15 protein-coding genes and 1 pseudogene are annotated in these 23,343 nt (G+C 72.3%); 9 read left to right on the top strand and 7 right to left on the bottom strand.

The window, feature by feature from the left end; translation table 11 throughout:
- Positions 1-63: 63 nt before the first annotated feature.
- Entirely contained in the window at positions 64-1,446 is a 1,383-nt protein-coding gene (locus tag ACZ4QV_RS12485) for an MFS transporter (RefSeq protein ID WP_467762861.1), read from the bottom strand.
- A gap of 57 nt (positions 1,447-1,503) precedes the next feature.
- On the opposite strand from ACZ4QV_RS12485, the gene ACZ4QV_RS12490 reads away from it, so the two are divergent.
- From ACZ4QV_RS12490 to lacZ, 4 genes are all read left to right on the top strand, one after another.
- Positions 1,504-2,298: a (Fe-S)-binding protein gene (locus ACZ4QV_RS12490; protein ID WP_361147722.1), complete on the top strand. Its 795-nt coding sequence runs from the start codon at positions 1,504-1,506 to the stop codon at positions 2,296-2,298.
- Positions 2,295-3,770 carry a lactate utilization protein B gene (locus ACZ4QV_RS12495; protein ID WP_467762862.1) on the top strand — a complete coding sequence of 492 codons (1,476 nt, stop codon included), beginning with the start codon at positions 2,295-2,297 and terminating at the stop codon, positions 3,768-3,770. The genes ACZ4QV_RS12490 and ACZ4QV_RS12495 overlap by 4 nt, the downstream gene beginning before the upstream one ends.
- A complete protein-coding gene (locus ACZ4QV_RS12500) occupies positions 3,767-4,414 on the top strand; it encodes a LutC/YkgG family protein (RefSeq protein WP_361147726.1) in 648 nt (215 codons plus the stop codon). Before ACZ4QV_RS12495 ends, ACZ4QV_RS12500 begins: the two co-directional genes overlap by 4 nt.
- Positions 4,415-4,524: 110 nt before the next feature.
- On the top strand, positions 4,525-7,695 hold the full coding sequence (gene lacZ, locus ACZ4QV_RS12505; protein ID WP_467762863.1) for a beta-galactosidase, LacZ type: 3,171 nt from the start codon (positions 4,525-4,527) through the stop codon (positions 7,693-7,695).
- Between the two features lie 55 nt (positions 7,696-7,750).
- Here the strand turns inward: lacZ and ACZ4QV_RS12510 are convergent, their stop codons facing one another.
- Positions 7,751-8,740, bottom strand: coding sequence for a hypothetical protein (locus ACZ4QV_RS12510; protein ID WP_467762864.1), 990 nt, complete (start codon positions 8,738-8,740; stop codon positions 7,751-7,753).
- A gap of 998 nt (positions 8,741-9,738) precedes the next feature.
- Positions 9,739-10,161, bottom strand: coding sequence for an ASCH domain-containing protein (locus ACZ4QV_RS12515; protein ID WP_361590374.1), 423 nt, complete (start codon positions 10,159-10,161; stop codon positions 9,739-9,741).
- A 460-nt stretch (positions 10,162-10,621) separates the two neighbouring features.
- Between ACZ4QV_RS12515 and ACZ4QV_RS12520 the strand changes: the two genes are divergently transcribed.
- Together ACZ4QV_RS12520 and ACZ4QV_RS12525 are read left to right on the top strand one after the other, a co-directional pair.
- Positions 10,622-10,966 carry a serine hydrolase gene (locus ACZ4QV_RS12520; protein ID WP_467762918.1) on the top strand — a complete coding sequence of 115 codons (345 nt, stop codon included), beginning with the start codon at positions 10,622-10,624 and terminating at the stop codon, positions 10,964-10,966.
- Positions 10,948-11,496: pseudogene (locus ACZ4QV_RS12525) on the top strand (serine hydrolase); the annotation flags it as partial. The gene ACZ4QV_RS12520 and the pseudogene ACZ4QV_RS12525, both read left to right, overlap by 19 nt.
- 246 nt (positions 11,497-11,742) lie before the next feature.
- Here the strand turns inward: ACZ4QV_RS12525 and ACZ4QV_RS12530 are convergent.
- Positions 11,743-12,102 carry a DoxX family protein gene (locus ACZ4QV_RS12530; RefSeq protein ID WP_361148753.1) on the bottom strand — a complete coding sequence of 120 codons (360 nt, stop codon included), beginning with the start codon at positions 12,100-12,102 and terminating at the stop codon, positions 11,743-11,745.
- A 106-nt stretch (positions 12,103-12,208) separates the two neighbouring features.
- Positions 12,209-14,065, bottom strand: a complete 1,857-nt coding sequence (locus ACZ4QV_RS12535) for an ABC transporter ATP-binding protein (protein ID WP_467762865.1) — start codon at positions 14,063-14,065, stop codon at positions 12,209-12,211.
- A gap of 94 nt (positions 14,066-14,159) precedes the next feature.
- Here ACZ4QV_RS12535 and ACZ4QV_RS12540 point away from each other — a divergent pair, with 94 nt between their 5' ends.
- Both ACZ4QV_RS12540 and ACZ4QV_RS12545 read left to right on the top strand, forming a co-directional pair.
- Positions 14,160-14,621, top strand: a complete 462-nt coding sequence (locus ACZ4QV_RS12540) for a MarR family winged helix-turn-helix transcriptional regulator (RefSeq protein ID WP_361590367.1) — start codon at positions 14,160-14,162, stop codon at positions 14,619-14,621.
- A gap of 76 nt (positions 14,622-14,697) precedes the next feature.
- Entirely contained in the window at positions 14,698-17,655 is a 2,958-nt protein-coding gene (locus tag ACZ4QV_RS12545; RefSeq protein WP_467762866.1) for an FAD-binding and (Fe-S)-binding domain-containing protein, read from the top strand.
- Positions 17,656-17,700: 45 nt separating this feature from the next.
- Here ACZ4QV_RS12545 and gyrB read toward each other — a convergent pair whose 3' ends face one another.
- Both gyrB and ACZ4QV_RS12555 read right to left on the bottom strand, forming a co-directional pair.
- Positions 17,701-19,746: a DNA topoisomerase (ATP-hydrolyzing) subunit B gene (gene gyrB, locus ACZ4QV_RS12550; RefSeq protein WP_467762867.1), complete on the bottom strand. Its 2,046-nt coding sequence runs from the start codon at positions 19,744-19,746 to the stop codon at positions 17,701-17,703.
- Positions 19,747-20,135: 389 nt separating this feature from the next.
- Positions 20,136-21,494, bottom strand: a complete 1,359-nt coding sequence (locus tag ACZ4QV_RS12555; protein ID WP_361635543.1) for an alpha-amylase — start codon at positions 21,492-21,494, stop codon at positions 20,136-20,138.
- Positions 21,495-21,834: 340 nt separating this feature from the next.
- On the opposite strand from ACZ4QV_RS12555, the gene ACZ4QV_RS12560 reads away from it, so the two are divergent.
- A complete protein-coding gene (locus tag ACZ4QV_RS12560; protein WP_467762868.1) occupies positions 21,835-23,295 on the top strand; it encodes a Gfo/Idh/MocA family protein in 1,461 nt (486 codons plus the stop codon).
- Positions 23,296-23,343: the final 48 nt, after the last annotated feature.

Raw genomic sequence — 23,343 nt, forward strand, 5'->3', positions numbered from 1 at the left:
CGCGGTGTGCGGGCCGTTCGCGGTGTGCGTACGGACCGCGAACAGCCCGCACGCACGGCCTTCTCAGGTGTCCAGCTTCTGCTTGGCGGTCTCCGGCAGGGTCAGGTACACGACGAAGGAGACCAGGCAGAGGGCGGAGACGTACCAGGGGAAGAGGTCCGCGTTCCCGGCCTGCTTGAACCAGGTGCCCACGTACGGCGCGGTGCCGCCGAAGAGCGCCACGGTCAGCGAGTACGGGAAGCCGATGCCCGCGGCCCGTACCCGGGCCGGGAAGACCTCGGCGTTCACGGCGGCGGCGACCGCGGTGTACCCGGTCAGCAGCACCATGCCCGCGCACTGCACGAGCAGCAGCGACCAGAACGCGTCGGTCACCAGGTGCAGCAGCGGTACGGCGAGCACCGCGAAGCCCAGTGCGAAGCCGAGCAGCAGCGGCTTGCGGCCGACGCGGTCCGAGAGCAGGCCGCCGAGCGGCTGGAGCAGGGCGAAGAACAGCAGCGACAGGGTGCCGACGGTGAGCGCCTCGCTCTTGTCGAAACCGGCGTTGACCTGCGCGTACGTGGGCAGGTAGGTGGTCCAGGTGTAGTACGCGAGGGTGCCGCCGGCGGTGATGCCGCAGATCAGCAGGGACTGGCGCGGGTAGCGGCGCAGCGCCTCGAAGATGCCGGGGCGGGCGGCGGCCCGCTGCTCCTCGCCGCGCGTCTCGCGCGCCCCGCTGCGGATCCACAGGCCGAGCAGGCTGAACACCGCGCCGATCAGGAACACCAGGCGCCAGCCCCACTGCCCCATCTGGCCCTCGGTCAGTACGCCCGCCAGCAGGGCGGCGGTGCCGGACGCCAGGAGCTGGCCCGCGGTGGTGGAGACGTACTGGAAGCTGGAGAACAGCCCGCGCCGGCCGGGTCCGGCCGACTCGACGAGGAAGGTCGTGGAGGCGGCGAACTCGCCGCCCACGGAGAGCCCCTGCACCAGCCGGGCGACGACCAGCACGATCGGCGCGAGCACGCCGGCGGTCGCGTAGGTGGGGGTGACGGCGACGAGCAGGCTGCCGCCGCCCATCAACAGGATCGTCAGGGTCAGCGCGGCCCGGCGGCCCCGGCGGTCGGCGACCGCGCCCATCAGCAGTCCGCCGACCGGACGCATGAAGAAGCCCACCGCGAACACCGCGAAGGTGGACAGCAGCGGCACCAGCGGGTTGCCGGTGTCCTGGGGGAAGACCCGGTCGGCGATGTAGACGGCCAGGAAGGAGTACGCGTACCAGTCGTACCATTCCACGGCGTTGCCGACCGACGCCGCGGCCAGCTGCCGCACCTGCGACACCTGCCGCGACGCGCCGTCCGGCGCCCCCTCCGCCGTTCCGGCCTCGGCCTGCTCCGCACGTGTCATGGTCCTCCGCTCCGGGTCCTTCTCCTTCGCCCGCCGCTGGGGCAGGATGAGACGACAGGTGATCATGTACCGGTGAGACGGCCCGCCGCCAGCGGTCAACGGCAGCCGAAAGGAGATGGCAACGTGCGTGTAGCACTGTTCGTCACCTGCATCAACGACACGCTCTACCCGGACACCGGCCGGGCAGTGATCACGCTGCTGGAACGCCTCGGGGTCGAGGTGGGATTCCCGGCGGAGCAGAGTTGCTGCGGCCAGCCCCAGTTCAACACCGGCTACCGGCATCTGACGGAGCCGCTGGTGCACCGCTTCGACCGCGCCTTCGCCGACTACGACTACGTGGTCACCCCCTCCGGTTCGTGCGCGGCGATGGTGCGGGACAACTACCCGCGGATCGCGGCGAGGGCCGAGGCCGAGGGGCGCCCCGGACGGGAGCTGGCGCGGGCCGCGGCGAGCGCCGTGCCCAAGACGTACGAGCTGACCGAGTTCCTGGTCGACGTGCTGAAGGTGACGGACGTGGGCGCGTACTACCCGCACACCGTCACCTACCACCCCACCTGCCACGGCCTGCGGATGCTGGGCCTGGGCGACCGGCCGCGCCGGCTGCTGGAGCGGGTACGGGGACTGGAGCTGCGGGAGCTGCCGGGCGCCGAGGAGTGCTGCGGTTTCGGCGGCACCTTCGCGGTGAAGAATCCGGCGGTGTCGGCGGCGATGGGCGCCGACAAGGCACAGGCGGTCCGGGAGACGGGCGCGGAGGCGGTCTGCACGGTCGACAACTCCTGCCTGATGCACATCGGCGGCACGCTCCGGCGGCAGGGCGCGGCGGCCCGGCCCGTGCACATCGCGGAGATCTTGGCCGCCACGGAGGCCGATGCGCGGGCACCGTCCCGCGCCCGCGCCACGGAAGGGAGCCCGCGGTGAGCGGTACCTATCTCGGCATGCCCGCGTTCCCCGCGGCCGCCGCGTCCTCCACGCAGGACGCCCGGCTGCGCGGCAACCTGCGCCACGCCACCCACACCATCCGCGACAAGCGGGCCAAGGCGGTGGCGGAGCTGGACGACTGGGCGCGGCTGCGGGCGGCGGGCGCCGCCGTCAAGGACCGTACGCTGCGCCACCTCGACCACTACCTGGAGCAACTGGAGGAGTCGGTGACGGCCGCCGGCGGACAGGTGCACTGGGCGGCGGACGCCGCCGAGGCCAACGCCATCGTCGCCCGGCTGGTGCGGGAGACCGGCGAGCGCGAGGTCGTCAAGGTCAAGTCGATGGCGACGCAGGAGACCGAGCTGAACCGGGCGCTGTCCGAGGCGGGCATCAGCGTGTACGAGACGGACCTGGCGGAGCTGATCGTGCAGCTCGGCGACGATCTGCCGTCGCACATCCTGGTGCCCGCGATCCACCGCAACCGGGGCGAGATCCGGGACATCTTCCGGGACCGGATGAGCCGTTGGGGCCGTCCGGCGCCGGAGAACCTGTCGGACGCGCCGGCCGAGCTGGCGGAGGCGGCGCGGCTGCACCTGCGCGAGAAGTTCCTGACCGCGAAGGTCGGCATCTCGGGTGCCAACTTCATGGTGGCCGACACCGGGACGCTGGTGGTCGTGGAGTCCGAGGGCAACGGCCGGATGTGCCTGACCCTGCCGGAGACGCTGATCTCGGTCGTCGGCATCGAGAAGGTGGTGCCGACCTGGCAGGATCTGGAGATCTTCCTCCAGTTGCTGCCGCGCTCCTCGACCGCCGAGCGGATGAACCCGTACACCTCGATGTGGACCGGCACGACGGACGGCGACGGGCCGCGCACCTTCCATCTCGTGCTGCTCGACAACGGGCGCACCGACACCCTCGCCGACACGGTGGGCCGCCAGGCGCTGCGCTGCATCCGCTGCTCGGCCTGCCTGAACGTGTGCCCGGTGTACGAGCGGGCCGGCGGGCACGCGTACGGCTCGGCGTACCCGGGTCCGATCGGCGCGATCCTCACTCCGCAGCTGCGCGGCACGGCGAGCGAGCTGGACGCCTCGCTGCCGTACGCGTCGTCGCTGTGCGGCGCCTGCTACGAGGTGTGTCCGGTCGCCATCGACATCCCCGAGGTACTGGTGCATCTGCGGGAGCGGGTGGTGCAGGGCGGCCGGGTGACGCGGCGCGGTGTGAAGACCGTCCTCAAACCGGCCAGGGGACACGCCGCGGAGCGGGCGGCGATGCGCGCGGCAGGCTTCGCCTTCGCCCACCCCGGGGTGCTGCGCGCGGGGCAGCGGCTGGCGGCCCGTACCCGGCGGCTGCATCCGCGCCGGCTGCCGGGCCCCGGGCGTGCCTGGACGGACACCCGGGACCTGCCGCCGGTGCCGGCCGAGTCCTTCCGGGACTGGTGGCGGCGTACGCGTGGCGAGGAGCGGACGAAATGAGCAGCCGGGACGTGGTGCTGGCGCGGGTGCGCCGGGCGCTGGCGGACGTACCGCGCGGTGAGGGGTACGAGGACGCGCCGGTCCCCCGCGACTACCTGCGCGTCCACGGTTCCCGTACGCCGGAGGAGCGGGTGGCGCTGCTGGCGGAGAATCTCGCGGAGTACCGGGCGGTGGTGCACCACTGCGCCGAGGACGATGCGCACCTGCTGGTCATGCGGCTGCTGAACGAGCACGGCACGCGGCACGTCCTCGTACCACCGGGGCTGGACCCGCGGTGGACGGCCGGCACCGGCCCCGTCCGCGTCCACGACCGGGCGGCGAGCACCGCGCGTGAACTGGACACGGTCGGCAGCGTCGTCACCGGCTGCGCGGTGGCGATCGCCGAGACCGGCACCATCGTGCTGGACGGCTCGCCGGACCAGGGCCGTCGCCGGATCTCGCTCATTCCCGACCATCACATCTGCGTGGTCCGGGCACCGGGCCAGGTGGTCGACTCGGTGCCGCAGGCGCTCGAACGGCTGGACCCGGCGCGCCCGTTGACGTGGATCTCCGGCCCGTCGGCGACCAGCGACATCGAGCTGGACCGGGTCGAAGGGGTGCACGGGCCGCGGAAGCTGGAGGTCGTGCTGGTGTCGGAGGAGTGAGGGGCACGCCCGGGGCCCGGCGGCGGGAAGTGGCGTGCGGATGCCTTGTCATGCTCGCCGCCAGCGTTCGACCCTGACGCTTCCTGTTGCCTTACGTTCGGAGCCCTCTCGTGAACGTACGCCGCATCGACCGCCGGTCGTTCCTCGCCACCGGCGCCGCCCTGGCCGGCTGGGCCGCCTTCGCCGCGCAGAAACGCTCCTTCGCCGCCACCGCCGCCGAGTGGGACGCCGCCCCGCGGATCTTCCAGGTCGACCGCGAACCGGCCCGCGCCCGCCTCGTCCCGTACGGGGACGCCCGGGCGGCACGTACCGGGACGTACCGCACCTCCCCGTACTACCGCTCGCTCAACGGGAGCTGGCGCTTCCACTGGTCGAAGAACCCCGACGAGCGGCCCCGCGACTTCTTCGCGCCGCGGTACGACGACAGCGGCTGGGACCGCATCACCGTGCCCTCCAACTGGGAGATCGAGGGCTATCCGGAGCCGATCTACCTCAACGTCAAGTACCCGTGGATCGGCTACGAGGACCCGCGGCCGCCGCACGTCCCGCACGGCTTCAACCCCGTCGGCTCCTACCGGCGCACCTTCACCGTGCCCGGTGCCTGGGACGGCCGCCGCACCCTGATCTCCTTCCAGGGCGTGAAGTCGGCGTTCTTCGCGTGGGTCAACGGCGAGCGGGCCGGCTACAGCGAGGACAGCTACACCCCGGCCGAGTTCGACATCACCGAGCGGCTGCGCCCCGGCACGAACGTGCTGGCCGTGGAGGTCTACCGGTGGTCGGACGGCAGTTGGCTGGAGGACCAGGACATGATCGACCTGTCCGGGATCTTCCGCGACGTGTACCTGTACTCCATCGCCCCCGTGCACCTCCAGGACCTGCACGTGCGCACCGCACTGGACGCTGCCCACCGCGACGCGGAACTGACCGTGGCCGCGACGGTACGCAACCGGGGCGCGTCAGCGGCGGGCGAGCACCGGCTCAGAGCGGAGCTGTACGACGGGCACGGGCGGCCGGCGCTGCCGGCCCCGCTGTCCGCGCCGGTCCGCTTCACCGGCGGGCAGGACGCCACGGTCGCCCCGAGGACCACCGTCCGCGCCCCCGGCCTGTGGTCCGCCGAGACCCCGCACCTCTACACGCTCGTGCTGACCCTCACCGATCCGGCGGGCCGCACCGTCGACGTGCAGAGCACCCGGGTCGGCTTCCGTTCCGTCGCGTACGGCCCCGGCACGCTCACGGTCAACGGTCGGCCCGTCGTCTTCCGCGGCGTCAACCGGCACGAGACCGACCCCGACCACGGGCAGGCCGTCCCCGAGGAACGGATGCTCCAGGACATCCGCATCATGAAGCAGCACAACATCAACGCCGTCCGCACGTCCCATTACCCCGCCGATCCGCGCTGGCTGGAGCTGTGCGACGAGTACGGCCTGTACGTCATCGGCGAAGCCAACCTGGAGTCGCACGGGGTCCGCGACTGGTTGCCCGGCAGCCTCCCGACATGGACCGGAGCGTGCCTGGACCGGATGCGGTCGATGGTCGAGCGGGACAAGAACCACCCGTCCGTCGTCGTGTGGTCGCTGGGCAACGAGGCGGGCCAAGGGCTCAACTTCCTGGCGATGGCCGACTGGACGCGCCGCCGCGACCCGTCCCGGCCCGTGCACTACGAGGGCATGAACGCGGTCGCCGACATCGAGAGCCGCATGTACAGCACACCGGACGAGGTGGAGCGGTACGGGAAGTCCGGCAACCCGAAGCCGTTCATCCTGTGCGAGTACGCGCACTCCATGGGCAACAGCACCGGCAACCTCCAGGAGTACTGGGACGTCTTCGAGCGCTACCCCAACCTGCACGGCGGTTTCATCTGGGACTTCGTCGACCAGGCCATCCGCCTGCCCGTCCCCGGCGACCCGAAGCGCACCTACCTGTCCTACGGCGGTGACTGGCACCCCGGCTACCCCACCGACTGGAACTTCAGCTGCAACGGCATCGTCGCCGCCGACCGTGCGCCGCACCCCGCCATCCACGAGGTCAAGAAGGTCTACCAGGCCGTCCGGATGACCGCCGCCGACCTCGCCACGGGCACGGTACGGATCACCAACCGGCAGTTGTTCCTCGGCCTGGACGCCTACGAGCTGCGCTGGGAAGTCACCCGGGACGGCGAACGCGTCCAGCACGGCGTCCTCCCCGCGCCGCAGGCCGCACCTGGCCAGGACACGACCGTACGCATCCCCCTCAGCCCGCCCGGACGGCCCGCCCCCGGCGCCGAGTACTGGCTGAACCTCTCCTTCGTACTGCGGCACGCCACCCCCTGGGCGGACGCGGGCCACAGTGTCGCCGCCGGACAACTCGCGCTGCCCTGGCACACGCCCGCACCCGCCGAGCCCTCCCCCGCCGGGCTGCCGCCCCTGCGCCTCACCGAGTCGGACCGCGCCGTCACCGTCAGCGGACGCGACCTCGAACTCGTCCTCGACAAGGCGAGCGGCACCCTGTCGGTCTACCGCCACCGCGGGCGGGCACTGCTGACCGCCGGGCCGGTGCCGAACTTCTGGCGCGGCCCCACGGACAACGACATCGGCCGGGGCGCACAGAACACGCTGCGCACCTGGCGCGAGGCGGGCGCCAAGCGGACGGTGACGCGGGTGAGGCCTGCCCAGCCGTCCGCCTCCGAAGTGACCGTCGAGGTCTCGGCCACCCTGCCCACCGCTCCCGCCGCCTCCCGGTGGGACACCGTCTTCACCGTGCGCGGCGACGGCGAGGTACGGGTCCGGCACACCCTGACGCCGGGCGCCGGCCTGCCCGACCTGCCCTTGGTGGGCGCGCTGCTGACCGTACCGGCCGGGCTGGAGACCTTCAGTTGGTACGGGCGCGGGCCGCACGAGAACTACGGGGACCGGCGCACCGCGGCCTTCGTCGGCCGCTACCGGAGCAGCGTCGACGCCCAGCTCGGCAACTACGTCCGGCCGCAGCAGACCGGCAACGTGACCGACGTACGCGACGCCTCGCTCACCGGACGCGACGGCACGGGGCTGACCGTGATCGCGGAACCCGGCGACGGCGCGCCGCTGCTGGAACTGAGCGCCCTGCACCTCGCGCCGTCCGACCTGGAGAGCGAGCGGCACGAGCATCCGTACGAGCTGAAGCGGCGCCCCGAGACGGTCCTCGGCGTCAACCACCGCCAGACGGGCGTCGGCGGAAACGATTCGTGGGGCGCGCCGCCGCTGGAGAAGTACCTGCTGCACGCCGACCGGGCCTACAGCTACGCGTACCGGCTGCGGCCGGCCTGACACGGGTGCCTGCGCTCCCCACGGAGCGCGGGCACCCGGACCGGCACACCCTCACTCACTCGTACATGACGTACTCGGGCTGCGGCCGCAGCGCCAGGACCTCCTTGTGGGTCATCAGGCGGCTGCCCTCGGTGTCCTCGTCGTAGAAGAGCTTGAAGCCGGTGTGCATTCCGCCGGGCAGGTTCCTGACCAGGTCGTTCCAGGTGCCGCGCTTCAGTCCCGGCGCGCCGATGCCGTCGGCGCACTTGATCGCGGCGACGCCGGGCTGCGGCCGGAACGCCTGCTGGTCCTCGACCACCGAGGTCGCCACCTGGTGGAAGACGAACGCCTTCTCCGGCAGGTCGTGCTCGCGGACCAGGCCGGAGAGATAGCGCGCGATCTCGGTGAGTTCGCCGCCGTCGGTGCGCCCGTAGGAGTCGCCCGGCTTCTCACCCGGGCCCATCTCCCACTCGGGGTCCAGTGCGACCCCCACGTCCGGGTGCACCAGCCACTCACGCAGGGCCTTGACCTCGCCGAGCGCCGAGGCGCGGCCCGGCTGGATGTTCAGGAGCAGCAGCGCGCGGTGCTTGCGTGCCGCCTCGTGGAAGCGGCGGACGGTGTCGGCGGAAGTGCGGGTGCGGTAGGTCCCGTCCGGGCCCGCGCCGGAGTTGGCGACGACAGCGAGGAGTTCCAGGACGGGCAGCGGTTCGCGGTCGGCGGCATAGGTCTGCGCGAGCTTCTCGATCTCGCGGGCGCGCTGGTCCAGGTCACCGGTGCCGAGGCGGCCGAGTGCGGCGGCTCCGGGCAGGCCGCAGTAGCCGACGAGCCGGTGCCGGGGGAACAGTTCGCGGCCGCCGCGCGGTAGCTGGGGCCGCTTCCTGGCCGGCTCGGGAGCGGGGCTGCTCGTCCGGCTGCCGGGGGTGCCCGGGGTGCGGGGCGATGGCGCGCCGCGTGGTGCCGCGTCGCTGTCCGCCGTCCCGGCGCAGGCGGTGAGAAGGCTGAGGCCCGCCGCGGCGGTGACGGCCAGGGCGCTGCGGCGGCCCGGCTCGGCGGTGCTGTCGAGCACGTCGCCTCCTTGTGTCCGTCGGGGTTTCGAGGAATCAGGGTGGTGTCCGGTGGACTGTGTGCCGTTCGCCTTGCCGGGTCTGATCGCGTGAAACACCACTCGGCACGCTTCCTGACCTCTCGCGATCAAGATTGCGCCACCTTCGACCGCCTGGACGGGAGCGGCCGTCCCGCAGGGTGCCCCTCGCGTTGGTGGGCACCGGATGCGTACGCATCCCGGAGGGCCGGGTGTCCATCCGCCCGCTCAGCAGACTCGTGATCACCGCGACGCCGAGAGAAGGGCGAGCGATCACCATGAACGCACCACCGTGTGGCAGGCCGGCTGGAGCACCGCCGTACAGCGCCCCCGCACCGGCTTCGACAAGATCTGGTCCGAGGAGGGCTTCGCCGACCGGACGGTACGCCAGGTCGTCCGGGCCGTCGGCTCCGGCACGAGGGCTCGTGTCCGCCTCTCCTACCGCTTCGGCAGCGCTCCTCTGGAGATCGGCGGCGCCGCCCCGCCCGAGCTACCACGCCCAGGCGTTCACCACCGCCTACCGCGCCGCGGCCGACCAATTGACCGCCACGGGCTTGGCCGGCTTCACCGAACGGCTGGCCGCCGCGGTTTCGGTCCGCACGGTGCTCAACGCCGGCATCGGCGGGAATCTGCTGCTCAACGACGCGCCCTGGTACGGCGAACGGGTCGGCGCACGCTCCCGGCAGGACGTCCTGGACAAGGCCGGGGGCCGGACGGTGATCGTGCTCGTCGGCCTCGACGACATCGCGTTCAGCGAGGCGGACGAGAGCGCCAGGAAATCAACACCTGGATCCGTACCTCCGGCGCCTTCGACCCGGTCGCCGACTTCGCGTCGGCCCTGGCCGACCTGTCGGACCCGCGAGCGCTGCTGCCCACCTACGACAGCGGCGACCGCAAGCCTCCCGGGGACGCCGGGTACCGGGCGATGGCGGCGGTCGGTCCGGCGTCGCTTTGAGCAAGCCGCAGCGCCCCCGCATCACCCCCTACAAACGCTCGACGACCCGGAAACGTTCGGCCACGATCCGGGTGTCGTCGTCGACGTGGAATTCCGGGTCGCCGAGGGTTTCGCGCATCTCGGGGCTGTGCCAGAAGCTCTCGTGGTCGGCCCGCCAGTCGGCCACCGTCTCGTTGCCCTCGCCCTCGTCCACGGCGTGTCGCAGGTCCACGTCGGCCAGGCGCAGCACCCGTACCTCCGTCACCTCGATGACGGCGACGGGGCGGCCGTCGGAGTCGGGGACCCGGTAGCGGTCGCCGGCGCGCGGCAGTGGGTCGTTCTCGCGCTCGTAGTCCGCCAGCAGGCCCGACGTGGTGGTCTTGGCACCGGAGAGGACGGCGGCGACGAGCCGGTCCCGCAGGGGGCCGGGGAAGGCGAATTCGAGGAGCGGCAGGGCTTCGTGGGCAGGCATGCGGCTCACCCTAGTGACCTGAGCCGGAGATTCGCCGGCAGATCGGCAGTCTCTCCTCCGGATCGTGCCGGAGCCCTGGCGCCGGTCCACGCCCGCACCCCGAGGGGAGATCGGGGTGCGCTCCGGAGCGGCTCAGGGGGATCACCGACGGTCAACTGCCGCCGCGGGGGCGAAGGTTGGGGCAGCGCGGGCACCGCGCTGATCCGACCGCCCACCCCGTTCCCAGGAGCCACCGATGACCACTCGTCCCCGCACCGCCCGCCGCCTCGCCGTCACCTGCGTGGCGCTGGCCGCGTTCGCCACCGGTCCGGCTGCCGCCCCCACGGCCACGGCCGCGCCCGACGGGCTCGCCGCCCGCGACTTCCCCGGCTCCCGCGACGCGCCCGCGGTGCGGACGCTGCCGGCCACCCTGCCCGACGGGGTGACGGACGCGGCCCTGGTACGGGTGGCCGGCCGGGGCATGCGCACCCCGTACACGGGGACGGCCGGGCCGGTGGAGGCGGACGCACGCTTCCCGGTGGGCAGCGTGACCAAGGTCTTCACCGATGCCCTGGTGCTCCAACTGGTCGCCGAGCACCGGATCGGCATCGACGAGCCCGTCCGCCGCCACCTGTCCGAGCTGATCCCGGCCGCCTACGCCGACGTGACGGTACGTCAGCTCCTGGACCACACCAGCGACCTGCCCCGTCCGGTCCGGGTTCCGCTCGACCCGCACGGAGTGGTGGCCGCCTCCTTCGCAGCGGACGCCGCAGCCGGCCCCGGCCGCACCCCGGCCCCGGAACCGTCCAGCAGTACAACGGGCTGAACAGCTTCGTCGCCGGGCTGCTGGTGGAGCAGGTCACCGGCCGCCCCTTTGTCCGTGAGCTCGACCGGCGGATCCTGCGCCCGCTGAACCTGCGCCGCACCGCGCTGTCCGAAGACCCGTCGACAGCCTGGGCCTGGTCGGAGGGCGGGCTGACGTCCACCGCAGCCGACCTCGATGCGTTCCTGCGCGCCCTGCTGGATGGGCGGCTCCTCCCTCCCGCCCAACAGCGGCACCTCTTCGAAGTGCCCGCGGTACCCGGTGCCGCCGAGAACACCGGCTGCCCCACACCCGCGGCCTGCTTCAGCGCCGGCGGGCTGATGGGAATCGAGCTGAACGGCACCAAGGTCTGGGGCAAGACCGGCTCCAGCGGCGGTTGGACCAGCGGCGTCTTCGCGAGCACCGAACAGCACCGCCGGACGGCCTACACCCTGCGGCCCGGCACCCCGGCCACCCCCGCACAGCAGCGCGCCCGTGTCGAGGCAGTGGTCAAGGCGGCCCTCACCGACCAGTCAAGGGCCGGCAGACACTGACCCACGTGCACACGCCCCCCGAGCAGGCAGGTCAGCGGGGTCGGTGAGGGCGGCCGTCGAGCTGGTTCGTCAACGCGCGGTGGGCGGCCCGAGCGGCCACCGGGTCCTCGTCGCGTGCACCGAGCCGCGCGGCAAGATCGGCGACCGCGTGCCGGGGTTCCCCAGCGGTGGCCGGGGAAGTCGCGTGGCAGGCGGGAATGCGACGACAGGGCCCAGGGGGACGGTGGCGCAGCGCGCCCCCGCGTTTCAGGGGCGGGCGTTCCGCTGTCCGGCGGCGCGGGCCGTGTGCAGGGCCCAGGCGACCATGGGCAGTTGGAGCGGCAGGCGGCCGTAGGCGACGGCCTTGAGGGGCGCCGGGCGGTGGCGCCAGTCGCGGGCCATCTTGATGTTGGCGGGGAAGACGGCGGCGAACAGGCCGGCGGCGGCCAGTGCGCCGGCCCGGCGGGTGCGCGGCAGGGCGACCGCGGCGGCGACGGCGAGTTCCGCGGCGCCGCTGACGTACGTCCAGGTGCGCGGGGAGCCCGGCAGGGCGCGGGGCACGATCGCGTCGAACGGCTCGGGGGCGAGGAAGTGGAGCACCCCCACACCGCCGAGCATCCGGGCCATCGTCAGGGCGGAACGGTCCGTCGAACGGTTCGCGGATCGGTCTGCGGTGCGGTCGGCGGCTGCCACGGGCGCTCCTGAGGTCGGTCCGGTGCGGTCGGTGCCGACCTTACCCGTGGGTCAGGTCGGCGGACAGGGGCTGATCACCGTTGGGGGCGAGGTGTGCGTCACGCTTGACCAGGGCCGCGTAGCGGCCGCCGGCGGCGAGGAGTTCGGCGTGGGTGCCGCGTTCGGCGATCCGCCCGGCGTCGAGGACGACGATCTGGTCGGCGTCGCGGACGGTGGACAGGCGGTGCGCGATGGTGATCGTCGTACGGCCCTTGGAGAGCGCGTCGATGGCCTGCTGCACCGCGAGTTCGGTACGGGTGTCCAGCGCGCTGGTGGCCTCGTCGAGGACGAGGACGGGCGGGTCGCGCAGGATCGTCCGGGCGATGGCCAGGCGCTGCTTCTCGCCGCCGGAGAAGCGGTGGCCGCGTTCGCCCACGAGGGTGTCGTAGCCGTCCGGGAGACCCGCGATGTGGTCGTGTATCTGGGCCGCGCGGGCGGCGCGTTCGATCTCCTCGTCGGTGGCGTCCGGCTTGGCGAAGCGGAGGTTGTCGGCGACGGAGGCGTGGAAGAGGTAGGTCTCCTGGGACACCACGCCGACGGCGCGGGCGAGGGAGTCGAAGTCCAGGTCGCGGACGTCGGTGCCGTCCAGGGTGACCCGGCCGTCCGTCACGTCGTACAGCCGCGGCACCAGGTAGCTCAGGGTGCTCTTGCCGCTGCCGGTCGCCCCGACGACGGCCAGGCTGCTGCCGGCGGGGACGCTCAGGTCGATGTCGCACAGGGTCGCCGGGGCGGGCGCGGCACCGGTCTCGCGCTCCGGGGCGTCGTACGCGAACGTGACGTGCTCGAAGCGGACCTCGCCGCGCGGCTCGGCCAGACGTACCGGGTGCGCCGGTTCGGTGATGGTCACCGGCAGGTCGAGGTATTCGAAGATGCGCTGGAAGAGCGCGACCGAGGTCTGCATCTGCACGCCGGTGGACAGCAGCGAGACGGTGGGGCGCAGCAGGCCCTGCTGGAGGGTGACGAAGGCGACGAGGGTGCCGATGGAGAAGGCGGGACCGCCGAGCTGGAGGACGAGTCCGGCCGACCAGTAGATGACGGCGGGCATGGCGGCCATGACGATGCCGATGGTGGCCATCCGCCAGCGTCCGGCCATGTTGGCGCGGACCTCCAGGCCGACCAGCCGCTCGGACTCGGTGGCGAAGTTCGCCGTGAGGGAGTCGGCGCGGCCCATGGTGCGGCCGAGCAGGATGCCGCTGACCGACAGCGACTCGGTGACCATCGCGGACATCGCGGCCATCTGCTTCTGGCGCGCGGTGGTGATCCGTTTGCGTTCGTTGCCGACCCGGCGGCTGATCCAGACGAAGAGCGGGAGCAGCAGCAGGGAGACCAGGGTCAGCCGCCAGTCGAGGGCGAGCATGGCGACGACGGTGGCGACGACGGAGGTGAGGTTGGAGACCAGGGAGGTCGCGGTGGAGGTGACGGTGGCCTGCATGCCGCCGATGTCGTTGGCGATGCGGGACTGCACCTCGCCGGTGCGGGTGCGGGTGAAGAACGCCAGCGGCATCCGCTGGAGCTTGGCGTAGACGGCGGTGCGCAGGTCGTGCATGACGCGCTGGCCGACGGTGGTCGATATCAGGGTCTGCAGGACGCCGAAGACGCTGGTCAGCACGGCGGTGACGATCATGCCGGCGGCGAGCAGGGTCAGCAGGCCGGTACGGCCCTGGGGGATCGCCACGTCCAGGACGGCGCGGAGCAGGAAGGGGGAGGCGACCGAGACCAGGGAGGAGGCGGCCACCAGCAGGCCCACCGTGGCCAGCCGGCCGCGGTAGGGGCGGAAGAGGGCGAGGATGCGCCGCACCTGGGCCGGCTGGGCCGGGTCTCTGGGCGGCGGGGTCCACTCGGGTCCGTCGGGGCGCATGGGCTCCTTCGCAGGGGTACGGATGCGGGTCCCGCCGAGCATAACCAATCGTTACCTATACTCACAATGAGCATGGTCCTGATACCCTCCGGCCATGTCCTCCCCCGACCCGGCCACCACCGACCCCGACCTGGCGGAGCAGCTCGTACGGCTCACCCGCCGGATGCACCGCGCGCAGAAGCGGCACATGGAGACGCTCGACATCGCGCTGACCCCCGCGCAGACCCGGCTGCTGCGCATCGTGGACCACTACCGCGACGGGACACCGCCCCGGATGGCCGACCTGGCCGCGCGCCTGGAGGTCGTACCGCGGGCCGTGACGACGCTGGTCGACGCCCTGGAGGCGAAGGACGCGGTCCGCCGGGTGCCGGACCCCGCCAACCGCCGTGTGATACGGATCGAGCTGACCGACACCGGCCGTTCGACGCTGCACGCGTTGCGCGGCGCGCGCCGGGACGCCGCGCGCGAAATCCTGGCACCACTGACCGCGGAACAGCGGGACGTGCTCGGCGGCCTGTTGTCCACCCTGGTGGACGGAGCGGCCGCACGCTGCTGAAACACTGGACCGGGCGGCCGCGCCGGGCGCCGGAGCGCCGCCGGAGCGAGCCCGCGCAGACCGGAGGAGAGTCGTCATGCCCCTGCTGGAACCGAAGCCCGGGACCCTGCGGCCGGCCACCACCGAAGGCCCGTACCCCGACCGGGTGACCGACCGGCAGGCGTCCGGCACACCGGAGCGGCTGCGCGACGAGCTGACGGCGCTGCTCGGCCCGGACAAGGTGCTGCACAAGATCTCCGACCTGGTGCGGTACGCCTCCGACGCGAGCCCCTACCGCTTCGTCCCGCAGGTCGTCGTCCTGGCCGAGGACGTCGACGACATCTCCGCGGTGTTCTCCTACGCGCACGGCAAGGGCCGCGACGTGGTGTTCCGGGCCGCCGGCACCTCGCTCAACGGACAGGCGCAGGGCGAGGACATCCTCGTCGACGTACGCCGGCACTGGGCGGGCGTCGAGGTGCTGGACGACGGCGCCCGGGCCCGCATCCGGCCCGGCACCACGGTCGTACGGGCCAACGCCGCGCTCGCCCGGTACGGCAGGCTGCTCGGCCCGGACCCGGCCAGCGCCATCGCCTGCACGCTCGGCGGCGTGGTCGCCAACAACGCCTCCGGCATGACGGCGGGCACCACCCGCAACTCCTACCGGACGCTGGCCTCGGTCACGCTCGTCCTGCCCTCCGGCACGATCGTGGACACCGGCGACCCGGCGGCCGACGAGGAGCTGGCGCACGCCGAGCCCGCCCTGTGCCAGGGGCTGCTGGCGCTGAAGGCGGAGATCGAGGCGGACCCGGAGCTGGTCGCCCGCATCCGCGCCAAGTACGAGATCAAGAACACCAACGGCTACCGCCTGGACGCCTTCCTGGACGGCGCCACCCCCGTCGAGATCCTGCGCGGACTGGCGGTCGGCTCCGAGGGCACCCTCGGCTTCATCGCCGAGACCGTCTTCGAGACGCTGCCCCTGAACCGGTGCACCTCCACCGCCCTGCTGTTCTTCCCGACCCTGAGCGCCGCGGCCGCCGCCGTGCCGCTGTTCACCGAGGCGGGCGCGATCGCCGTCGAGCTGATGGACGGCAACACGCTGCGCGCCTCGGTGAGCGTGTCCGGTGTGCCGGCCGACTGGGCGGAGCTGCCGAAGACGACCACCGCGCTGCTGGTCGAGTTCCGCGCGCCCGACGAGGCGGCGCGGGAGGCGCAGGAGGAGGCCGCGCGCGAGGTACTGGCGGGGCTGGAGCTGGTCGCCCCGGTCGCCTCCGTCACCAATGCGTTCACCCGCGACGCCGGGATCGCCGCCGGGTACTGGAAGGCACGCAAGGCGTTCGTCACCGCGGTCGGCGGCTCCCGCCCGTCCGGTACGACGCTGATCACCGAGGACTTCGCCGTACCCCCGTCCCGGCTCGCCGAAGCCTGCACGGCGCTGCTCGAACTCCAGGACCGGCACGGCTTCGACGCGGCGGTGGCGGGCCACGCCGCCCACGGCAACCTGCACTTCCTGCTCGCCTTCGACGCCGCCCGGCCCGCGGACGTGGAGCGCTACGCCGCCTTCATGGACGAATTCTGCACCCTGGCCGTCGAGCGCTTCGACGGCTCCCTGAAGGCCGAGCACGCCACCGGCCGCAACATCGCCCCGTTCCTGGAGCTCGAATGGGGCCCGCGCGCGACGGAGCTGATGTGGCGGATCAAGCAGACCGTGGACCCGCACGGCATCCTGGCCCCGCGCGTCCTGCTCGACCGCGACCCGAAGGCGCATCTGCGCGGCCTGAAGACCATTCCGCGGGTGGAAGCGGTCGCCGACCCCTGCATCGAGTGCGGCTTCTGCGAACCGACCTGCCCCAGCCAGGACCTCACCACGACGCCGCGCCAGCGCATCGTGCTGCGCCGCGAGATGATGCGCCAGGCCCCGGTCTCGCCGGTCACCGGCGCGCTCCTGGACGCGTACGGGTACGACGCGGTGGACACCTGCGCGGGCGACTCGACCTGCAAGCTGGCCTGCCCGGTCGGCATCGACACCGGCGCGATGATGAAGGAGTTCCGGCACCGGCGCCACTCCCCCAAGGAGGAACGCGCAGCGGCCCTGACCGCCCGGCACTTCAAGACGGTCGAGCGGTCGGCGCGGCTCGCGGTGGCCGCCGCCGCGAAGATCGGCGACCGGATCGGTGACGGGCGCGCCGACCGGCTGTTGCAGTCGCTGACCGGCGCGGCGCGCAAGGCCGTACGCCCCGACCTGGTACCGGAGTGGCTGCCGCAGCTTCCCGGCGCGGCGGCCCGCCGCCTGCCCGCGACCCGGCGCGTGGGCGCCGCCGCGGTCTACTACCCGGCCTGCGTGAACCGTATCTTCGGCGAACCGGACGGTTTCGACGGCCCGTCGCTGCCCGAGGCCGTCGTCGCGGTGTCCGCGCGGGCGGGCAAGCCGGTGTGGATTCCCGGCGACGTGACGGGCACCTGTTGCGCCACCATCTGGCACTCCAAGGGGTACGACGAGGGCAACGCGGTGATGGCCAACCGCATCGTCGAGGCCGCGTGGGGCTGGACGGCGGGCGGGCGGCTGCCGCTGGTCGTGGACGCCTCCTCGTGCACGCTGGGCATCGCCCACGAGGTCGTGCCGTACCTCACCCCGGACAACCGGGAACTGCACGCCGAACTGACCGTCGTCGACTCGGTGGTGTGGGCCGCCGAGGAGCTGCTGCCGCACCTGGAGGTACTGCGGACGGTCGGCTCCGCCGTGCTCCATCCGACGTGCTCCATGCGGCACCTGGGCGACGAGGCGCAGCTGCGCGCGGTCGCCGAGGCGTGCGCGACGGAGGTGGTCGTCCCGGACGACACGGGCTGCTGCGCCTTCGCGGGTGACCGCGGCATGCTGCACAAGGAACTGACGGAGGCGGCGACCGCCAAGGAGGCGGCGGAGGTGACGTCCCGGCACTTCGACGCGCACCTGTCGGCCAACCGGATGTGCGAGGTGGGGATGGACCACGCGACCGGCGGCCGGGGGTACCACTCGGCGTTGCTCGCCCTGGAGCGGGCCACGCGGGCGCAGGGTTGACGTGGCCCGGGACAAGAGCGGGTGGGCGGCCGGGAGCCGCCGCGGTCAGATGTCGAGGAAGCGCACGTCCTTGGCGTTGCGCTGGATGAAGGAGCGCCGGGCCTCGACGTCCTCACCCATCAGGACGGAGAAGAGCGCGTCGGCGACGGCCGCGTCGTCGAGGGTGACCCGGCCCAGGACACGGTGCTCCCGGCCCATGGTCGTGACGCGCAGCTCCTCGGCGTTCATCTCGCCCAGGCCCTTGAACCGCTGGACGGAGTCGTCCCTGACCCGGCGGCCGTCCCGCCGGCCCCGTTCCAGCAGGACGTCGCGTTCGCGGTCGGAGTAGGCGTACTCCACGTGGTCCCGGGCCCACGTGACCTTGTAGAGCGGCGGGCGGGAGAGGTGGACGTGCCCGTGCTCGATCAGCGGCCGCATGAAGCGGAAGAGGAAGGTGAGCAGCAGGGTGGTGATGTGCTGGCCGTCGACGTCGGCGTCCGCCATCAGAATGATCTTGTGATACCGGAGCTTCCCGATGGCGAAGTCCTCGTGCACGCCGGTGCCGAACGCGGAGATCATCGACTGGATCTCCCGGTTGTGCAGGATCTTGTCGATACGGGCCTTCTCGACGTTGAGGATCTTGCCGCGGACGGGAAGGATCGCCTGGTATCGCGGGTCGCGGCCGGACTTGGCCGAGCCGCCGGCCGAGTCGCCCTCGACGATGAAGATCTCGCTCTTCGCCGGGTCGTCGGACCGGCAGTCGGACAGCTTGCCCGGCAGAGCCGCCGTCTCCAGCAGGCCCTTGCGGCGGGTCAGGTCCCGGGCCTTGCGGGCCGCCAGCCGGACGGCGGCCGCCTGTGCCGCCTTGCGGACGATGTCGACCGCCTCGTCGGGGTTGCTGTCGAACCAGTCCGTCAGGTGCTCGTGCACGACCTTCTGGACGAACGCCCTGGCCTCGCGGTTGCCGAGCTTGGTCTTGGTCTGGCCCTCGAACTGCGGCTCCCCCAGCTTGACCGAGACGATCGCCGTCAGGCCCTCGCGGATGTCCTCGCCAGTGAGGTTGCCGTCCTTCTCCCGTAGCAGCTTCCTCTCCCGCGCGTACCGGTTGACGACCGTGGTCAACGCCGTGCGGAAGCCCTCCTCGTGCGTGCCGCCCTCATGGGTGTGGATGGCGTTGGCGTAGGAGTGGACACTGTCGGTGAACTGGCTGTTCCACTGCATCGCGACCTCCACCGACAGCAGCCGCCCGGTGTCCTCGGCGGCGATGGAGACGACGGAGGGGTGGACCGGCTCACCTTTGCGGGCGTTGAGGTGGGCGACGAAGTCGGTGATGCCGCCGTCGTAGCGGTAGGAGACCGTCTTCGCGGCCTGCTCCCCGGCGGCGTCCGGGCCCGCCTGGTCGGCCGCGGCCGTCGCCCGCGCCCGCGCGCGCTCGTCGGTGAGGGTCAGGGTCAGCCCCCGGTTGAGGAAGGCCATCTCCTGAAAGCGCCTGGCCAGCGTCTCGAAGGAGTACTCGGTGGTCTCGAAGATGCCGCCGTCCGCCCAGAAGGTCAGAGCCGTGCCCGTCTCCGAGGTGGCCTCGTGGCGGGCGAGCGGCGCGATCGGCGCCCCGTCCTCGTACTCCTGGGTCCACCGATGCCCGTCGGTCCATATCTCCGCGGACAGCCTGGTCGAGAGCGCGTTGACCACCGACAGGCCCACCCCGTGCAGCCCGCCGGAGACCGCGTACCCGCCGCCGCCGAACTTGCCGCCCGCGTGCAGCACCGTCAGGACAACCTCCACGGCCGGCTTCTTCTCCACCGGGTGCAGGCCCACCGGGATGCCGCGCCCGTTGTCGGTCACCCGTACGCCGCCGTCGGCCAGGAGCGTCACATCGATCCGGTCGGCCACCCCGGCCAGCGCCTCGTCGGCGGAGTTGTCCACGATCTCCTGCACCAGGTGGTGCAGGCCCCGCTCGCCCGTGGAACCGATGAACATGCCGGGCCGCTTGCGTACGGCGTCGAGCCCGTCCAGGACGGTGATCGCGGTGGCGTCGTACGCGGCGGACTTGGCATGTCCCTTCTGCTCGGCGCCGGAGAGGTCGGAGGCGGCGTGAGTGCCGGTAGTGGTCACAGGGCTCCCTTTGGGCACGGCAAACCACGCCCCCGCGCACCACGGCACGGGAGCGGTCGGATCGCTGGACGGAAAGCGTGTCGCGGGCAGGCCGAAGAAGAGCCTCGGGGCCCGCAGGTCCCGGCACCGGGAAGGCGACGAGACGCTTCGCACAATACCGAAAGCCCAACGCCAACCCAGGGTGAGAAGCTGCCCAGACACCCCTCTGGTCGCCGATGAGCCCGGCACCCAACCCCCCCTGCTTGCGCGGCGGAAAAACCCCGGAGAGCGACACCTGGGGGCTCTCCGGGGTCTTTGGTGCGCCGGGCCACCGAGACTTTTTCGAGCCTGCCGCCCAGCGGTCGAGCGCCCGCTCGCTCCGGGGCCGCCCGAGCCCGTACGGTGGCGCCTCAGCGCTTGACGTGCAGCGCCACCGCGCTCTTCGCCGGGACCTGGATGTGCGCCGTCCCGTCGTCCCCGACGGTGACCGTGTGCCCGTCGCACGCGTCGGGTGCGGCCCGGACGACGTCGCAGTACGTCCCCGCCGGCAGAGACGTCATGAAGATACGGTCCAGCGGCGTGTCCCGGTCGTTGAGGGCGACGAATCCCTTGCCGCCGCGCGCGAAGGCGATCGCGTTGCCGCCGTCGTCCCACCAGTCGGTGAGCGGCGCGGAGCCCACCGCGTTGCGGAAGCCGACCATGCCGGTGATCTCCCGCGCGGCGTGCGTACCGGTCCAGCCGTCGCGTCCCGGGGGCGGGCCCGCGTCCTTGTCGGTCCAGGCGTAGCCGGAGTGGACGTTCGGTGAGCCGTAGGGCGAGGCGAGCATGAAGACGTTGGCGAGGAGGTAGGACGCGCCGTCCTTGTAGGTGAGCGTCGAACCGTTGCGCTCGGTGTCCCAGTTGTCGACGAAGGTACGGGCCCGGTCGCCGCTCAGCTTGCCGTCGGCCACGGACCTCAGCTGCGCGAGGCTGCCACTCCGGAAAGCGGCCTTGAGGTGCGTCCCGTAACGGAACTCGTCGACGTCCCCGGTCCCGGTGTACTCCTCCGGCCGCACCGCCTCTCCCTCGCCGTACACCACCTCCTGGACCCAGAAACCGGGGTCCTTCACCTTGCCCTTGACGGCCGCCAGGTCCTCGGCGGCCATGTGCTTCGCGGCGTCCACGCGGAAGCCGTCCACGCCCAGCGACCGCAGGTCGTCGAGGTGACCGGCGATCGCGGTCCGCACGTGGTCGCTGCCGGTGTCGAGGTCGGCCAGGCCGACGAGTTCGCAGTTCTGGACGTCGCCGCGGTCGGTGTAGTCGGCGATGTCCTGGCGGCACGCGTGGAAGTCCTGGTCGCCGTAGAGGCCGGGGTAGCCGTACTTGGTGTACGCGGTGCCGCCGGTGCCCGTACCGGAGCCGGCGGCCATGTGGTTCACGACGACGTCGGCGATCACCCGCACACCGGCCGCGTGACACGCGTCGACCATCTTCTCGAAGGCCGTACGGTCACCGAGCCGCCCGGCGATCTTGTAACTGACGGGCTGGTACGAGGTCCACCACTGGCCGCCCTGAATGTGTTCGGCGGCCGGTGACACCTCGACATAACCGTAACCGGCCGGGCCGAGTTGGTCCGTACAAGCTTCGGCGACCTGCGCGAACGGGCGCTCGAAGAGGGTGGCCGTGACGGTCTTCGGGCCGGGCGGTGCCGCCTGGGACACCCAGGGGGCGGAGACGGTGAGGCCGGCGGCGGCCAGCACACCGCCGATGACACGGGAACGACGCTGCACGGTGCGGCTCCTTCGACAGGCGGACACGGCCGGCCGATCGCGGTGGTGGGGCACCGCGGGCCGTCTCCGCGCGGGCAGCCGCGTACCGGGCCGCCGTGGGGGGAATGCCCGAGGGAGCCTGCCGGTCCGCCGGCCGACCGTCAAGGGCTACTGCAAGAAATTCCAATGAGTTGCGCAAGAAACGGATCGCGCTCCACCGCGGTCCGTACCAGGCAGGCTCCGGACCTCCGCACAAAAGATCAGTCCTGGCGGCCCTCTTGTGCAGCGAGCCGCACAAGCGTCAAGGTCCTCAGCGAGGTTCACGCTTCCGCCACGCACCATCCGTTCCTATGGAGGACCGATGAACGAGGCACCATCGCAGAACCACGAATCCCACGAGAACGACGGCCACGGACCCGACGGCACCGGTCCCACCAGGCGCTCCGTTCTGTGGACCGCCGGAGCGGCGGGAGCCGGCCTCGGCATCGGCGGGCTGGGCACGGGCAGCGCCGCCGCGGCCGGCGCGGACCAGGCAGCGGCCGCTGCCGCCCGGGCGGCAGCGGCTCCGAAGGGCCGGCACAAGACCATGATCGGCGTACCGTTCGAAAGACGCAGCACGGTACGGATCGGCCTCATCGGCCTGGGCAACCGCGGCATGGGGATGCTGCCCCTCTACCTCGCCATCCCGGGCGTGCGGGTGGTGGCGGTCTGCGACCCGGTCAAGGACAAGGCGGCGAAGGCGGTGCGGCTGGTCACCGCCGCCGGACAGCCCGCACCGACCGCCTACACCAAGGGCGACCACGACTTCGAGAACCTGTGCAAGCGCGGCGACCTCGACTACGTGTACATCGCCACCCCGTGGGACTGGCACTTCGCGATGGCCAAGGCCGCGCTGCTGAACGGCAAGCACGCCGGGGTGGAGTGCCCGGTGGCCATGCGCATGGACGAACTCTGGGACCTCGTCGACCTCTCCGAACGCACCCGCCGCCACTGTATGCAGGTGGAGAACTGCTGCTACGGCCGCAACGAGATGCGCGTCCTGCGGATGGCGCACGCGGGCCGCTTCGGCAGGCTGCTGCACGCCGCGGGCGCGTACAACCACGACCTGCGCCAACTGATGTTCGACCCGACGTACTACGAGGGCCCGTGGCGGCGACTGTGGCACACCCGGCTGCGCGGCGACCTCTACCCCACCCACGGCTTCGGGCCGATCGCCAACTACATGGACGTCAACCGCGGCGACCGGGTGGTGCGGATCTCCAGCTTCGGCACGCCCGCGCTGGGTCTCGCCGAGTACCGCGAGGCGCACATGCCGGCGGGCGACCCGAGCTGGCGGGAGACCTACATCGAGAGCGACCGCACCTTCAGCCTCATACAGACCGCCAAGGGCAGGGTGCTGCGGCTGGAGCACGACGTGTCCACGCCGCACCCGTACAGCCGCATCAACAGCCTCGGCGGCACCAAGGGCGTCTTCGAGGACTACCCGGAGCGGATCTACATCGAGCCCGACCACACCGACGACGAGTGGGGCGACTTCAGCGAGTACGCGGAGTGGGACCACTGGCTGTGGAAGGAGCACGCCAACCCGCCCGGCGGTCACGGCGGCATGGACTACATCATGCTGTACCGGCTCATGCAGTGCTTCCACCTCGGGCTCGTACCGGACTTCGACGTGTACGACGCGGCGGTCTGGAGCGCGCCGGTGCCGCTGAGCCACGCCTCGATCAGGGCGAACGGCGAGCCGCAGGAGATCCCGGACTTCACCCGGGGGCTGTGGCGCAAGCCCCGGCAGGGCGTGGACTCACCGAAGCCGAAGGGGTGAGGAACGGGGCCGGGCGGGACCGACGCCCCGTCCGGCCCCGGCACGGCC

It is taken from the genome of Streptomyces sp. NPDC026394, from assembly GCF_055567735.1.